The 15354-nt window shown below is 68.8% G+C and carries 12 protein-coding genes; 5 read left to right on the plus strand and 7 right to left on the minus strand.

What is annotated here, in order from left to right:
* From VN779_RS26665 to VN779_RS11460, 5 genes are all read right to left on the minus strand, one after another.
* On the minus strand, window positions 1-443 hold a 443-nt coding region (locus VN779_RS26665), incomplete at its 3' end, for a type II toxin-antitoxin system RelE/ParE family toxin (RefSeq protein WP_414639644.1).
* A gap of 69 nt (window positions 444-512) precedes the next feature.
* Window positions 513-1556 carry a LacI family DNA-binding transcriptional regulator gene (locus VN779_RS11445; protein WP_325722459.1) on the minus strand — a complete coding sequence of 348 codons (1044 nt, stop codon included), beginning with the start codon at window positions 1554-1556 and terminating at the stop codon, window positions 513-515.
* Between the two features lie 49 nt (window positions 1557-1605).
* Window positions 1606-2484 carry a carbohydrate ABC transporter permease gene (locus tag VN779_RS11450; RefSeq protein WP_414639648.1) on the minus strand — a complete coding sequence of 293 codons (879 nt, stop codon included), beginning with the start codon at window positions 2482-2484 and terminating at the stop codon, window positions 1606-1608.
* Entirely contained in the window at window positions 2475-3449 is a 975-nt protein-coding gene (locus VN779_RS11455; RefSeq protein ID WP_325722461.1) for a sugar ABC transporter permease, read from the minus strand. Before VN779_RS11455 ends, VN779_RS11450 begins: the two co-directional genes overlap by 10 nt.
* 143 nt (window positions 3450-3592) lie before the next feature.
* Window positions 3593-4906: an ABC transporter substrate-binding protein gene (locus VN779_RS11460; RefSeq protein WP_325722462.1), complete on the minus strand. Its 1314-nt coding sequence runs from the start codon at window positions 4904-4906 to the stop codon at window positions 3593-3595.
* Between the two features lie 219 nt (window positions 4907-5125).
* Between VN779_RS11460 and VN779_RS11465 the strand changes: the two genes are divergently transcribed.
* Together VN779_RS11465 and VN779_RS11470 are read left to right on the plus strand one after the other, a co-directional pair.
* Window positions 5126-7228 carry a beta-galactosidase gene (locus VN779_RS11465; RefSeq protein ID WP_325722463.1) on the plus strand — a complete coding sequence of 701 codons (2103 nt, stop codon included), beginning with the start codon at window positions 5126-5128 and terminating at the stop codon, window positions 7226-7228.
* Between the two features lie 37 nt (window positions 7229-7265).
* Window positions 7266-9248, plus strand: coding sequence for a beta-galactosidase (locus VN779_RS11470; protein ID WP_325722464.1), 1983 nt, complete (start codon window positions 7266-7268; stop codon window positions 9246-9248).
* Between the two features lie 133 nt (window positions 9249-9381).
* Here VN779_RS11470 and VN779_RS11475 read toward each other — a convergent pair whose 3' ends face one another.
* Window positions 9382-10197, minus strand: a complete 816-nt coding sequence (locus VN779_RS11475; protein WP_325722465.1) for a DeoR/GlpR family DNA-binding transcription regulator — start codon at window positions 10195-10197, stop codon at window positions 9382-9384.
* 168 nt (window positions 10198-10365) lie between these two features.
* On the opposite strand from VN779_RS11475, the gene galT reads away from it, so the two are divergent.
* The 3 genes from galT to galK all read left to right on the plus strand — a co-directional run bounded on the left by galT (window position 10366) and on the right by galK (window position 13713).
* Window positions 10366-11463 carry a galactose-1-phosphate uridylyltransferase gene (galT, locus tag VN779_RS11480; RefSeq protein WP_325722466.1) on the plus strand — a complete coding sequence of 366 codons (1098 nt, stop codon included), beginning with the start codon at window positions 10366-10368 and terminating at the stop codon, window positions 11461-11463.
* Complete coding sequence (gene galE, locus VN779_RS11485; RefSeq protein WP_325722467.1) at window positions 11460-12458, plus strand: UDP-glucose 4-epimerase GalE; 999 nt, start codon at window positions 11460-11462, stop codon at window positions 12456-12458. Before galT ends, galE begins: the two co-directional genes overlap by 4 nt.
* A gap of 76 nt (window positions 12459-12534) precedes the next feature.
* Window positions 12535-13713 carry a galactokinase gene (gene galK, locus VN779_RS11490; RefSeq protein WP_325722468.1) on the plus strand — a complete coding sequence of 393 codons (1179 nt, stop codon included), beginning with the start codon at window positions 12535-12537 and terminating at the stop codon, window positions 13711-13713.
* 75 nt (window positions 13714-13788) lie between these two features.
* Here galK and VN779_RS11495 read toward each other — a convergent pair whose 3' ends face one another.
* Window positions 13789-15345 carry an urea amidolyase family protein gene (locus tag VN779_RS11495; RefSeq protein ID WP_325722469.1) on the minus strand — a complete coding sequence of 519 codons (1557 nt, stop codon included), beginning with the start codon at window positions 15343-15345 and terminating at the stop codon, window positions 13789-13791.
* Between the last annotated feature and the right edge of the window lie 9 nt (window positions 15346-15354).

The raw sequence follows: 15354 nt of genomic DNA on the forward strand, positions 1-15354 counted from the left end.
AAGACGGTAAGCAGGACGATCCGGCGCCCGGGCGCGATCCAGTAGCTCACTCTTTGTTGCACGCCGCCACAGTAGAAACGCAACTCCCAGAGCTGCCCATTCAGTTGGCGTGCGTATGGCATCCCGAGCGATATGCCCATCTCCTCAAGCAGTTCAAAGTGCATATACGCCTGGGCGCGCCGTGTGTCATCGAGCTTGCCGTACCACTCTTCAACTTCAGGCTCCAGCTCAAGTGTACCCCCTTTTATAACACGGATGTTATGAGACGCCTGTGCCGATCCGGCCGAAATGAGATCACCCCGAACCTCCGGGACCCTTTTGCCGGATCGTCGACGATGAGCCAGCGCTCTGATTCGCGTGACGGCCGAGCGCCAGCGAGGACGCGGAGCAGGGCGGGTGAGTGGGCGATCTTCCGCGCGGAGCGCGCCAGCCGCAGGCGTCATCTACGGAGCGCAGCGGAGCGGCTTAGGCCCGGCGGTGGATGCAGGCCCGGCCGCCAAGCCGTTAGGCACTCAGGTGGAGGCCCGAACAACCAGCTCGGTCGGGAGTATCACGGCGGCGGGGTCCTGGCCGTCGAGTCGGGCGAGCAGCAGGCGGACCATTTCCTGGGAGATCCGGCGGAAGGGCTGGCGGACCGTGGTGAGCTGCGGGCGCGCGGTCAGGGCCGCCGGGGAGTCGTCGAAGCCCACGACCGCCACGTCGTCGGGAACCCGCTTTCCCGCTCGCGTGAGCGCATCGATCGCGCCGACCGCCATGAGGTCGGATGCGACGAAGACCGCGTCCAGATCCGGGTTCGCCTCCAGCAGCTTGGTCATCGCCGCGTCGCCGGAGGCCTGCGTGTAGTCGCCGTGCGCGATGAGCGCGTCGTCCTCGGGCAGGCCGGCCGTGCGCAGCGCGTCCTGGTAGCCCTTGAGCCGGTCGCGGCCGCCCGGGGTGTCCATCGGGCCGGTGACCGTTCCGATCCTCGTCCTTGCGCGGGCGGCTAGGTGCGCGGTCGCCTGGCGGGCTCCTTCCGCCTCGTTGACCGCGACGTACGCCAGGTCGAGCTCGTGACCGATTGGCAGACCGCACGCGACGGCGGGGACGCCGAGGCCGGTCAGCCGGTCGACCACCGGGTTGCCCGCGTGCGTGGAGACCAGCAGCGCGCCGTCGATGTGGCCGGCCGCGATAAAGCGCACCACCCGCTCGCGGTCCTCCTCCGTGCCCGCGATCGAGAGCAGCAGCGGCATGTCGTGCTCGGCCAGCGCCTGGGTGCAGCCGCGCAGCAGGATCGGGAAGTTGGGGTCCTCGAAGAATTTCTCCTGCGGCTCGGACAGGATGAACGCGACCGACCGGGAGCGCTGGGTGACCAGCGAACGGGCGTGGTGGTTGACCACGTAGCCGGTTTGCTTGATCGCCTTGTTCACCGCGGCGAGCGCGGTCGGCGAGACGTTGACCCCGCCGTTGAGGACTCGGGACACCGTGCCGCGCGAGACTCCCGCCTCGGCCGCCACGTCCTCGATCGTGGGCCGAACGCGCCGCGGTGGCGCGCCGTTTCCGACCCCGTTGCCGCTCACCGCACTCCACCTGTCCTCGTCCACACCCTGGCCTGGTGCCAGCAGTCTGTCACTTGACCGACCCCGCTGAAAGATCGACCCGCCAGAACCGCTGAAGCAGGAAGAACAGCACGACCAACGGCACGATCGACAACAGCGAGCCCGTGATCACCACCGTGTACAGCGCGGGCTGCTGGGTGCCTTGGCTCAGGAGCGTGTAGAGGCCGACCGTGAGCGGGTATTTGGTGTCGCTGCTGAGCATCAACCAGGGCAGCAGGAAGTTGTTCCAGATGGCCACGAACTGGAACAGGAAGATCGTCACCAGTCCCGGCGCCATCATCGGCACACCGATGCGCAGGAACGTGCGCCATTCGCTTGACCCATCCATTCGCGCCGCCTCGATGACCTCGTCGGGCACTGATGCGCCGGCGTAGATGCGGGCAAGATAGATGCCGTACGGGGAGACGATGGACGGGATGAGGACCGACCAGTACGTGTCGGCGAGGTTGAGCTTGGCGACGAGCAGGTACTGCGGCACCGCGAGCACCACCGCGGGAACGAGCACGCCGACGAGGATGAGGTTGAAGAGGACTGACTTACCGCGGAACTGGTACTTGGCAAAGGTGTAGCCGGTCAAGGCGGAGAGCGCGGCGGACAGGATCGCACCGCCGCCGGCGTAGATCGCGGTGTTCCACATCCAGCTCCAGAAGATGCCGCCGCGATAGGAGGTCAGCGTACTGAGATTCTGGAAGAGGGCCGAGCCTGGCTTGAAAGCGGAGAGGTTGAACAGCTCGGTGTTGTTCTTGGTGGAAGCGATCACGACCCAGGCAACCGGGAGCAGCGCGTAGAGCGTGCCCAGCAGGAGGATGCCGGTCGGGATGAGAGCCGTGCGGCGGGGGCGGCGAGGAGCGTAGCCGCGGGAAGAGGCGGTGAGGGTGGTCACTTGGATTCGCCTCCGAAGGTGTGGCGGTTCGTCAGGCGCAGCACGGCGATCGAGACGGCGAACATCAGCACCGCGATGATGATCGACTCGGCCGACCCGGCGAACACGTCATCGCCGGTATACGTGTCGTGATACACCTTCATCAGCGGGGTCCACGTCGCGGAGACCACGCCGTAGGAGACCTGTCGCAGGGTATTGGGTTCGTTGAAGACCTGCAGCGTGGCGATGGTCGAGAAGATCGCGGTCATGATGACCGAGGGCCGGATCATCGGCAGCTTGATGCGCAGCGCGATCTGCAGCTCGCTTGAGCCGTCCAGCCGCGCGGCCTCATAGACCTCCTGCGGCAGCGAACGCAGCGAGGTGTACAGCACCATCATGTTGAAGCCGGTGCCGCCCCAGATACCGATGTTCGCGATGGACAGGTAGACCGCGCGCGAGCCGAAGAAGTTGATGCTCGTGACGCCGAACAGCGTGTGCATGACGGACACGAACGGTGAGACAGAGGGCAGATACATCATGCCCCAGAGCATCGATCCGATGATCGTCGGCACCGCGTAAGGCAGGAAGATCGCGATCCTGCCGAGGCGCTGGAAGCGGACCCGCTGCGCGTCGAGGATCAGGGCGAAAACCGTGGCCAGGCCGAGCATCAGCGGGATCAGGATGCAGCCATAGAGCAGCGCGCGCAGGATGCTGTGCCGGAACTCTGAGTCATGGAACACGGCCGTGTAGTTGCCGAATCCGGTGAAGACCTGTTTGCGCGCGTTGCGGCCCAGGCCGAGCCCCTGGATCTGGGTCTTCTGGGTGGACAGGAACACCGTGTAGCCCAGCGGCACGAGGAACACCGCGGTGAAAAGCACGACCGCCGGCACCAGGAAGGCGTACGGGGTACGGCGCGGAGCCGGGTTCCAGCGCGCCCGGCGCGGCGCTGTCCCGGACTTGCCGGGCGCGTCGACGACTGCGGTCGCCGTCATGTTGCTTCTCCTCGGATCTGGGTATACGGGCTTGAAACCGGGACCTGCGAGCCGGTGCGGCGGATCGCAGGGCCCGGTGGTATTGAGGAGCGGGTGGATTGAGAAGCCGGCGGGAATGCGAAGCGGCGGTACGTCGAGCGAGATCAGCTTCCGCTGACGGTGAAGCCGTTGGTCTTCATGTCCGCGACCACCTTCTGCTGCACGGTGGACAGCGCGGCTAGGAAGTCGCCCTTGTTCGTCGCGGCCGCGCCGAATGCGTCAGAGAAGGCGCTGTAGGCGACGTTCACGTCCGGACCCCAGGTCGCCGTGGCGGCCTGCTGCGAGTACTGCTTCGCCAGCGTGTAGAAGTCGCTCTGGCCGCCGACGAAGGCCGGGACGGTCAGCGCGGAACTGCCCTCAGCGGCGAGCGAGGCAGGGTACACGTTGCCCTGTGAGACAAGCAGGTTGACGCCCTCGCTCTGGTGGTTGAGCCAGGTGATGAACTCAGCGGCCTGCTGCGGGTGCTTGGAGTCCGATGTGACGGAAGTAGCCGAGCCGCCCCAGTTACCGGTTACCTGATCGCCCGCGTTCCACTGCGGCAGCGGGGCCATCGCCCACTTGCCCGAGGTGTCCGCCGCCTCGGAGGCCAGCGTGCCCGGCGCCCACACGGCCGCGACCCACGAGAGATAAGTGCCGTTGTCCAGCGCCTTGCTCCAGTCGGCGGTCCACGCGGTCTTGTTGTCGACCGCGCCTTCCTTCACCAGGTTTCCCCAGTACGAGGCGACCTTCTGCGAGGCCGCGGAGTCGATGCCGACAGTCCACGAGTTGCCGGATGCGGACCACCACTTGGCCCCGGCCTGCTGGGTCAGCCCGGAGAACAGGCCGCCATCGGTGGTGGCGGTGTCGCCGAGGTAGACGTTCGGGTGGGCCTTGTGCACCTGCTCGGCCTCGGTCTGGTACTGGGCCCACGTGGTCGGCGGCGTCAGCCCATACTGCTTGAACAGATCGGTGCGGTAGAAGTACGCGAGCGGAGCAGCGTCCTGCGGTACGCCGTAGACGGCGCTGGTACCGAGGGTGACCTGGTTCCACAGCCCTTCCGGGTAGTCGCTCTTGATGTTGTTGACGTACTGCGAGATGTCAGCCAGGTAGTTGTTGGACACCATGGTCGGCAGCGACTGGTACTCGACCTGCGCGAGGTCCGGCATCGTGTGCGCCTTGCCCGAGGTGAGCAGCTTGGTCAGCTCAGGGTCTCCGCCGGCCGCCTTGGTGAAGGTGACCTGGATGTTGGGATGCGTCTTGTTCCAGGCGGCCACGATCTTGTCCATGTTCGGCACCCAGGACCAGAAGGTCAGGTTCACCTTCTGATTCGTGTCCGCGGCGTTCGGGTGGGACGAGCCGCTGGACGACGAGCAGCCTGCCGCGAGGGCGACCGCGGCGACGGCGCACGCGGCCGAGGTGGCGGCGCGGGAGAGCTTCATTGCCACTCCAAGGGGAAAGATGGTGGGCGGGTGGTTGAGCCAGACGGTGAGCGGTAACTTTTCCCGTTACGGCGTTGTGAACGCTCCCAGATTCATGACAGGATCTTCTCCTGTCAAGAGGTCGCCAAGGGCTAGAACAGAGCGAGACTACTCCGTTACCGATCCGTGAGCGCTCCCAATCGGCACCTCGCCCCGCGTGCAGAAGCAAGAGGTATTTCGATGACTCTCCAGGTAGAGCGGGCGGCCGCGGCCGGTCGCGCCGCGGACGGCGCGACGGGTCCGGCGGCCTCGCCGCGGCCTTCCGCCGCGCGGTGGCCGCGGCTCGACGCGCTCGCCTATGGAGCGGACTACAACCCGGAGCAGTGGCCGCAGGAGGTGTGGGTCGAGGATGTCGCGCTGATGCGCGAAGCCGGGGTGAACCTGATCAGCCTCGGCATCTTCTCCTGGGCGCTGCTGGAACCCGAGCCGGGCAGGTTCGAGTTCGGCTGGCTGGACCGGGTCGTCGGCCTGTTGCATGAGGCCGGCATCGCGGTTGATTTGGCGACGCCGACCGCGGCCGCACCGGCCTGGTTCCTCGCGCGCTACCCACATGTGCGACCGGTGACGCGTGAGGGCGTGGTGCTCGGCGGTTCGGCCCGGCAGACCTACTGTCCGCACGCGTCTGAGTACCGTGCGGCGTGCCGGCAGATTGCAGAGCAGCTCGCGGCGCGGTACGCCGCACATCCGGCGGTCGTCATGTGGCACGTCCACAACGAGTACGGCGCACCGACCGCGGAGTGCTACTGCGCGGTATCAGCGGCCGCGTTCCGAGACTGGCTGCGCGCTCGTTACGGCAGCCTTGACGCGCTCAATGCCGCGTGGACCACGTCATTCTGGGGCCAGCAGTACTCGGATTGGGAGCAAATCGATGCCCCGCGCCGCGCCCCGATGGCAGATGTGAACCCAACGCACCGGCTCGACTTCCAGCGCTTCACGTCGGATTCGCTGCTGGAGCTGTACACGGCCGAGCGCGATGTGATCAGGGCACAGACGACAGCCGCTGGGCGCGCCGAGGTGCCGATCACGACCAACTTGCAGCTGATCAACTGCAAATCGCTGGATTTCTGGGCCTGGGCCGCGCAGACCGACCTCGCCGCGAACGACCACTACCTCTCGGCGGAGCGACCGGACAATCACATCGAACTAGCCCTGTGCGCGGACTTCACCCGCTCGGTCGGCGGCGGCGGTCCCTGGTTGCTGATGGAGCACTCGACCAGTGCGGTCAGCTGGCAGCCGCGCAATCTGGCCAAACGGCCCGGCGAGATGCGGCGCAACTCGCTGGCGCATGTGGCGCGGGGCGCGGATGGCGCGCTGTTCTTCCAGTGGCGGGCCTCGCGCGGCGGCGGGGAGAAGTTCCACTCGGCGATGGTTCCGCACGGCGGCACCCGCTCGCGGATCTGGCGGGAGGTGGTCAGCCTCGGTGCGGACCTGGCCGCGCTGCGTCCGCTCCAGGGCTCGACAACGGTCGCTGACGCCGCGCTGCTGTGGGACTGGGAGTCGTGGTGGGCGCTCGAGCACGCGTTCCGGCCTTCGGTCGACCTGGAGTTCAAGGAGCGGCAGCTGGCCTACTACGAGGCGCTGTGGCGCGCGCATGTAGGCGTCGACTTCGCGCATCCGAGCGCTGACTTGTCGCAATACCGGATGGTGGTCGTGCCGCAGATGTACTTGTGCCGGGAGGAGTGGGCCGAGAATCTGCGGCGGTACGTGCGCGGCGGCGGCACGCTGGTCGTCTCGTACTTCTCGGGGATCGTGGACGAGCATGACTCGGTTCACCTCGGCGGCTATCCAGGAGCGCTGCGTGACCTGCTCGGTGTGCTGGTCGAGGAGTTTCTGCCGCTGCGGGCGGACTGGACGATCGGGCTGGGAGGCGGGGAGACGATCGGGACCGCAACGGTGTGGGCCGAGGACGTCGAACTGCGCGGCGCCGAGGCGGTGCTGACGTACGCCGACGGTCCGGCGGAGGGTAAGCCTGCGGTAACGAGACATCCCTACGGGGATGGGCACGCTTGGTACGTCTCAACCAGGCCGGACGCGGAGACGCTGCGTGAGATCTTGCGGCTCGCGGCGGCTGATGCGGGCGTCACGTTCGATACGGAAACCCCCGACACGCTGGAACTGGTGCGGCGTAAGGCATCAGATGACACGTCATACCTGTTCGCGATCAATCACGGGCAGCAAGAGGCTGCGGTAGCGGCGTCTGGCGTCGACCTACTGACCGGCGAGGCGTTCATCGGATCTGTCCGCATACCGGCTGGGAGCGTGCGCATCGTTCGGGAAGCGTGATACGAACGGCGCGGAAGATCGGTGAGAGGAGATCGCAATGGCTGGCACGGGTGGGGTGACAGCGGGGTATGGCGCGCAGGTTCCGTATGGCGCTGAGCGGGCGGGTTGGCCGCGGCTCGACGGGATCGCGTATGGCGGGGACTACAACCCGGAGCAGTGGCCGGAAGAGGTGTGGACCGAGGACGTCGCGCTGATGCGCGAGGCCGGGGTGAACCTGGTCAGCCTCGGCATCTTCTCCTGGGTCAAGCTCGAGCCGGAGCCGGGCAAGTTCGAGTTCGGCTGGCTGGATCGGATCATCGATCTGCTGCACGAGGGCGGCATCGCGGTCGACTTGGCCACGCCGACCGCCGCTCCCCCGGCTTGGTTCCTCAAGGCACACCCGGACATCCGGCCGGTGACGCGTGACGGCAAGGTGCTCGGCGGTGCTTCGCGGCAGACTTACTGCCCGCACGCGCCGGAGTACATCGCCGCCTGCAATCGAATCGCTGAGCAGCTCGCCGCGCGGTACTCCGACCACCCTGCGGTCGTGCTTTGGCACATCCACAACGAGTACGGCTGCCACGTAGCCGAGTGCTACTGCCCTGCTTCGGTTACCGCGTTCCAGGAGTGGGCGCAGGCGAGGTACCGCACGCTGGACGCGCTCAACGAGGCGTGGGGTACCGCGTTCTGGGGCCAGACGATCACCGCCTGGGACGAGATCGACGCGCCTCGCGAGGCCCCGGCTGACGTGAACCACGCGCAGCGGCTCGATTTCGCGCGCTTCAGCTCGGCTTCGATGCTCGAGCTGTTCAAGGCGCAGCGGGACATCGTGAAGGCGCACAACCCGGCCATCCCGGTGACCACGAACTTCATGGCAGTGCTCAACAAGCCGATGGACCTGTGGTCGTGGGCGCGCGAGGTGGACCTGGTCTCGGACGACCACTACACCACGGCCGGCTCGCCGGTGCGGCACATCGAGCTGTCGATGGCCGCCGACCTGTGCCGGTCGCTGGCCGGCGGCGCGCCGTGGCTGCTGATGGAGCACTCGACCGGCGCGGTGAACTGGCAGCCGCGCAACGTCGCCAAGCTGCCCGGCGAAATGATCCGCAACTCGCTGGCGCACCTGGCGCGCGGCGCGGACGGCATCATGTACTTCCAGTGGCGCGCCTCGCGGGCCGGCACCGAGAAGTACCACTCGGCGATGGTCCCGCACGCGGGCACCGACTCGCGGATCTGGCGCGACGTCGTCGAGCTGGGCCGTCAGCTGCGTGAACTGCGCCCGGTGCGCGGCGCGCGGGTCGAGGCGGACACGGCGGTCCTGTTCGACTGGGAGTCGTGGTGGGCACTGGAGCTGGACTCGCGGCCCTCGGTGGACGTGCGGTTCCTCGACATGCAGTTCGCCTACTACGAGCAGCTGTGGCGGGCGCACGTGACGGCGGACTTCGCGCACCAGAGTATGGATCTGTCGCGCTACCGGCTGGTCGTGGTGCCGCAGTCGTATGTCCTGCGCGCCGAGGAGGCGGCGAACCTGCGGCGATACGTCGAGGGCGGCGGGACGCTGGTCGTCTCGTACTTCTCGGGCATCGTGGACGAGAACGACGCGGTGCACCTCGGCGGCTATCCCGGCGCGTTGCGCGATGTGCTGGGCGTGCGCGTGGATGAGTTTCTGCCGCTGGCGGCGGGACAGTCGGTGGCTGTGCACAGTGCGGCGGACACCGGCGGCAGCGAAGCCGAGGTGGCGGGCAGCGGGACCGTGTGGAGCGAGCCGGTCGAGCTGCGCGGCGCCGAGGCGGTGCTGACGTATGCGGACGGTCCGGCGGCCGGGCATCCGGCGGTGACACGGCATCAGCTCGGCGAGGGCCAGGCCTGGTACGTCTCGACGCGACTGGATCCGGCGACGCTGCGTGAGATTTTGCGGCGTGCGGCGGCTGACGCGGGCGTCGAGTTCGACACGCAGACGCCTGACACGCTGGAGTCGGTGCGGCGGGTGAGCGCGGATGGATCGGTGCATCCGTTCACGCTGGACCACACGGCCGGATAGCTGACACGAATCTAAGGACTCTGTGTCTCGCTGAGCGGGACAGGCAGCGTCAACGGACAATCGGCGTTAGCGGCGCACGGCGCTCGGGCGTGTGGCGCGTAACAAGCGCGACGCGCCCGAGTGACCGGGTCGGTTATGCGATGAGGAGGTGGCGGATGTGTTCGGTGGCCTCAGCGCGGGCTACCTCCGGCAGTCCGCCATCGGTCACCCAGGTGTCCACGGCGGACAGCGGGGCGAAGGTGGCCAGCCCGGCCAGTCCCCACTTGCTGTGGTCGGCGACGGCGACGACCCGCCGCGCGGCCGCGATCAGTGCCCGGTTGGTCTCCGCCTCGGCCAGGTTCGGCGTGGAAAGGCCGGCGCCGATCGAGATGCCATGGCAGCCCACGAACGCCAGGTCGAAGTTCAGCGAGCGGATCGCCTGATCCGCGACCGGGCCGACCAGGGCGTCAGACGGGGTGCGCATCCCGCCGGTGAGCACCACAGTCGCGCCATGCCGGGCTCCGGGCGGACGCAACCGCTGCGCGAAGAGTTCGGCGATGCGCATCGAGTTGGTGACCACGGTCAGGTCGGAGACGTCGGTGAGCCGGCGCGCGAGGGCGAAGGTGGTCGTTCCGGCCGACAGCGCGACCGCGCCGCCGCGTGGGACCAGGGCCGCGGCCGCCTCGGCGATCGCCTCCTTGGCCGCGGTCTCCAGGGTGCGCTTGGCCTCGAAGCCCGGCTCGTGCGCGCTGGACTCGCCGAGCGCGACCGCGCCGCCGTGCACCTTTTCCAGCAGCCCGTCGCGGGCCAGCGCGTCGAGGTCGCGGCGGACCGTCATGTCGGAGACACCGAAGCGCAGCACCAGGTCAGTCACCCGCACCCCGCCGCGGGCGCGCACTTCGGCCGCGATCGCGGCGCGGCGCTGTTCGGCCAGCAGCCCTCGGCCGTCGTCCGTGTCGACCTGAGCCATCGCTGCTCCTTCTCGCCTTCGCGACCCCCCGCGTTCCGGCTCGTTCGCGGTGCGGCTGCGCCCAATTCTCGTCCGGGACGAGCGACTGTGTCGAACGTTCGAAACCATGCTAGCCCTTGTGAGTTAACGTTCAACCGTGTTTGAATATGTTCGATGAAGGAGCTACCGGTGAAGAAGACAGTCACGCAGCTGGCGGACGGCCGTGAGCTGATCTATTACGACGCCGGCGACGCCGAGACACGGGGCGCGTTCGCCGATCAGCGGCCGCTTGAGCCAGTCGACACCACCAGCGAAACCCGCTTCGACCCGGTGCAGGGCGAGTGGGTCGCGGTGGCCGCGCACCGGCAGGGCCGGCCGTATCTTCCGCCGACCAACAGCTGCCCGCTGTGCCCCTCGACGCCCGAGTGGCACAGCGAGATCCCCGCCCCGGACTACGAGGTCGTCGTCTTCGAGAACCGGTTCCCTTCGCTCAGCGGGCTCCCGGCGGAGCAGGATACGCTCACCGGTCCGCTGCCGCATCGCGCGCACGTGGGCGGAGGGCGCTGCGAAGTGGTCTGCTTCACCTCGGATCACAACGCCACCTTCGCAAGCCTCGATGAAGCTCGGGTGCTGCTGGTGCTGGAGGCGTGGACCGACCGCACCGCCGAGCTTTCGGCGCTGCCCGGCACGCGCCAGGTGTACTGCTTCGAGAACCGGGGCAACGAGATCGGCGTCACGCTGACGCACCCGCACGGCCAGGTCTATGCGTTCCCCTATCTGACCCCGAAGACCGCGCGCGCGGTGGACAGCGCCGCCGCGCACCGGGAGCGCACCGGCCGCAACCTCTTCGACGACGTGCTCGCGGCGGAGCGGGCCGGCAGCCGGGTGGTGCTGGAGAACGAGGAGTGGACGGCGTTCGTGCCGTTCGCCGCGCGCTGGCCGTACGAGGTGCACCTGTACCCGAACCGGCGGGTCGGCGACTTCACCAAGCTCGACGATGCGCAGCGCTCGGCATTCCCCAGCGTGTACTTGGAGCTCTTGGGACGTTTTGATCGGCTGTTCACCGGACGCTCAGCCCCGACCCCGTACATTGCGGCTTGGCACCAGGCACCGGTCGCCCCGACCGGGACCCGGCCCGAGCTGGCCCTGCACCTTGAGCTGTTCACCGTGCTGCGCACCGCGGACAAGCTCAAGTACCTGGCCGGCACGGAATCCGGGATGGGTGCCTTCATGAACGATGTGTCGCCCGAGCGGGCGGCCGCGAGACTGCGAGAGGTTGCGGGATGACTCTGACGCCCGGTCCGGCGGACGGCGCGCGGGTTCTGGTGACGGGTGGCGCGGGCTATATCGGCTCGGTGGTGGCCGCGCGGCTGCTCGAATCCGGGTACCGCGTGACAGTGCTCGATGATCTGTCCACCGGGCACCGGGTCGGCGTTCCGCAGGGCGCGGAGTTCGTCGAGGGCCGGATCCACGACACCGCGGCCAAGGTGCTCGACCCCTCGTTCGCGGCCGTGCTGCACTTCGCGGCGTTCTCACAGGTCGGCGAGTCGGTCGCGAAGCCGGAGAAGTACTGGGCGAACAACGTCGTCGGCACGCACCTGCTGCTCGACGCGATGCGCGAGGCCGGGGTCCGGAAGCTGGTGTTCTCCTCGACGGCCGCGGTGTACGGCGAGCCGGAGACGGTGCCGATCCTGGAGACCGCGCGCACCGCTCCGACGAGCCCGTACGGCGCGACGAAACTGGCCGTGGACCACATGATCTCGGCCGAGGCGATCGCGCATGGCCTGGCCGCCGTTTCGCTGCGGTACTTCAACGTCGCAGGGTCCTACAACGGCTTCGGCGAGCGGCACGATCCTGAGTCGCACCTGATTCCGCTGGTCTTGAAGGCCGCGCTGGGCGAGCGGCCCGCGATCACCTTGTTCGGGACCGACTATCCGACCCCGGACGGCACCTGCATCCGCGACTACATCCACGTCGCAGACCTCGCCGACGCGCACCTGCGCGCGTTGCACCGCGCGCACGAGGGCGAGCACCTGATCTGCAACCTCGGCAACGGCCGCGGTTTCACGGTGCGCGAAGTGATCGACGCCGCGCGCCGGGTCACCGGCCGGGACATCCCGCAGGCGGAGGCGGAGCGCCGGGCCGGCGATCCCGCGACGCTCGTGGCCGGAGCGCAGCGCGCGGAAACGGAACTCGGCTGGCGCCCGCAGCATGTGGACCTCGACACGATGGTCGCCGACGCTTGGAGCTTCGCGCAGGCCGTTCGCGCCGAAGGCCGGTAACAGCGCACGAGCTCGGTAACTCGCCCTTTTCTCTTTCTTCCTCCCGCCCGTTCAGCCCTTGGGAAGCAGGCAGTCAGTGAACGTCGTCGACCCGATCGCCGCCGAGGCGACCAAGCTGTTCGAGTCCGTATACGGCGGCCGGCCGCAGGGCCTGTGGGCCGCGCCCGGCCGGGTGAACGTCATCGGCGAGCACACCGACTACAACGAGGGTTTCGTGCTGCCGATGGCGATCGACCGGTACACGGTGGTCGCGGCGGCGAAGCGGACGGATGGCCGGTTGCGCGTGGTGTCGTCGGCGGGCGACCAGCGGGTGATCGAGGTGGATCTGGCGGCGCTCACTCCGGGCTTTCCGCAGGGCTGGACCGAGTACCCGGCGGGCGTCGCCTGGGCGCTGCGCGGCGCCGGCATCCTGAAGGAGAACTTCACCGGCGCTGACCTGGCGTTCGTTTCCACGGTCCCGGTCGGCGCGGGCCTTTCCTCGTCGGCGGCGCTGGAGTGCTCGACCGGCCTGGCTCTCGCCGGGCTGGCCGGAGCCGAGACGGACCTCAGCACCGCGGACCTCGCGCGCCTTTCGCAGTACGCTGAGAACGCGTACGCGAACGTCCCGTGCGGCCCGCTGGACCAGCTCGCCTCGGCGTTCGGCGAGGATGGCAGGGTGCTGTTCATCGACACCCGCTCGTTCGAGATCGCGCCGCACCCCTTCGATCTGGCCGCGGCCGGTCTCACCTTGCTGGTGATCGACACGAAGGTCAGCCACGACCACGGCGAGTCCGGCTATCCGGCGCGGCGGGCGAGCTGCGAGAAGGCGGCGGCGGCGCTCGGCGTGCGGGCGCTGCGGGACCTGACGCCGGCCGATCTCGAGCGAGCGCAGCGGGAACTCGACGAGGTCACCGCGCGCCGAGTGCGGCACGTGGTGACCGAGGACGAGCGGGTCGAGCAGTTCGTCAGCCTGCTGACGGAGGGCGAGCTGGTCGGCGAGCGGCTGCGCGCGGCGGGTGAGCTGATGACAGCGTCGCACGTGTCCCTGCGTGACGATTTCGAAGTCTCCTGCGACGAATTGGATGTCGTCGTCGACGCGGCGCTGCGTGCGGGTGCCCATGGCGCGCGGATGACCGGCGGCGGCTTCGGCGGCAGCGCGATCGCGCTGGTGTCGGTCGGCGACGCGGAGCAGGTCAGCGAGAGCGTGCTGGCGGCGCTGCCGCAGGCGGAGATCTTCCGGGCGATCCCGGCGCAGGGTGCGCACCGGGTTCGCTAGGGCACGGCAAAAGTGTCCAGTCGAGCGAGACACAGGGCACTGTGATGCGTTCGCCCAGGTAGAACGTCCAATGCTTTAGGCGCCGCTGGACCGGAAGCGGATTCGGGTTCCGGGCGGCGCTTGGGCCGCCGGGCCGAGGGCGGCGGCGGGCAGGACCCCGATCACCGGATAGCCGCCGGTCGGCGGATGGTCGGCCAGGAAGATGATCGGGTGGCCGTCGGCCGGGACCTGGATCGCGCCGAGGACCGCGCCCTCGCTCGCGATCGTGTCCGCCCCGGTGCGCGGCAGGGCCGGGCCGTCGAGGCGCAGCGCGATCCGGTTCGACGTGGGCGAAACCGTGAACTCGCGCGTCGTGAGCAGCTGCCAGGCTGACTCCGGGAAGGCGGCGGGCCGCGGGCCGAGCACGATCGGGAGTTCGATCATCGACCCGGGATCGGCCGCGGCGGCCACCGTGACCGGGTAGGTGTCAGCGGGCTGCGGTGGTCCGGCAGCCTTGCCGATCGGGAGAAGGTCGCCGTCGCGAAGGCGCCCCTTGCTGCCGAGGCCGGAAAGCAGATCGGTGGAGCGGCTGCCGAGTACCGGCGCAACAGTGATGCCGCCGGCGATGGCGATGTAGTTCCGCACGCCTTGGGTCGCCGTGCCGACGTCGAGCGTCTGGCCCGTCTGCAACGCGATCGGAGCGGACCACGGCGCCGGGCGGCCGTCGACGCGCACCGGGGCGACAGCGCCGCAAACCGCGACGACGATCGGCGCTAGCGCCCTGAGCGTCAGGCCACTGACCGTCGCCTCCAGCGTCGCGGCGTCTGGGTTGTTGCCTACAAGATGATTGGCGAGGCGATGCGCGGCCTGGTCCAGTGCGCCGCTGCGCGGGACTCCGAGGTACGCGTATCCGGGACGGCCGAGGTCCTGGAGCGTGGTGAGCGCGCCCGCCCGGGTGATTTCGATAGCGGGTACGGAGGCCGGCGGCGGGGGTGTGGCGGCGGCCGCGGTCCGGCCACGTCGTGCGACGGCTGAAGCGCCGCTGACCGGGACGAAGCGCACGGTGCTGCCAGGAACGAGCAGCGCGGGTTCCGCACGGTCCAGATCCCAGAGGTCTGCGTCGGTCGTGCCGATCAAATTCCAACCGCCAGGTGACGCGCTGGGATAGACCCCCGTGTAGGGCCCTGCCACGGCGACCGAGCCAGGCGGCACGCTCGCACGCGGGGTCGCCCGGCGCGGTAGTTGGTAGCGCTCCGGCAGGCCGGTCAGATAGGCGAAGCCCGGGGAGAATCCGCAAAAGGCGACGCGATATTCGTGGGCTGAGTGGATCGCCGCGACCTCGTCCGCTGACACGCCCCACGCCTTGGCGACTTCGGCCAGATCCGGGCCGTCGTAGTGGACGGGGATGCGGATTGTGGAGCCGAACGCGGCTTGGGCGGCGGCTGGTTTCCAGTTCGCCAGCAGCGCGGCGAGCCGCGCCGGATCAGCGAGACCGTCAATCAGGACCGTTCGCTCGGCCGGGACGATGTCGTCGACCGGTGGCAGCGTGCCTTCGACCCGGCGGCGCAGCAGATCGGCGTGCAGGGCCGCGACTTCGGCGAGATCTGCGCACTCGACGAGCAGTGCGTGCGGTCCGTATCGAAGCGCAATCACGGCCGCTGC

The organism is Actinocrinis sp., from assembly GCF_035605935.1.
GTDB lineage: Bacteria > Actinomycetota > Actinomycetes > Streptomycetales > Catenulisporaceae > Actinocrinis.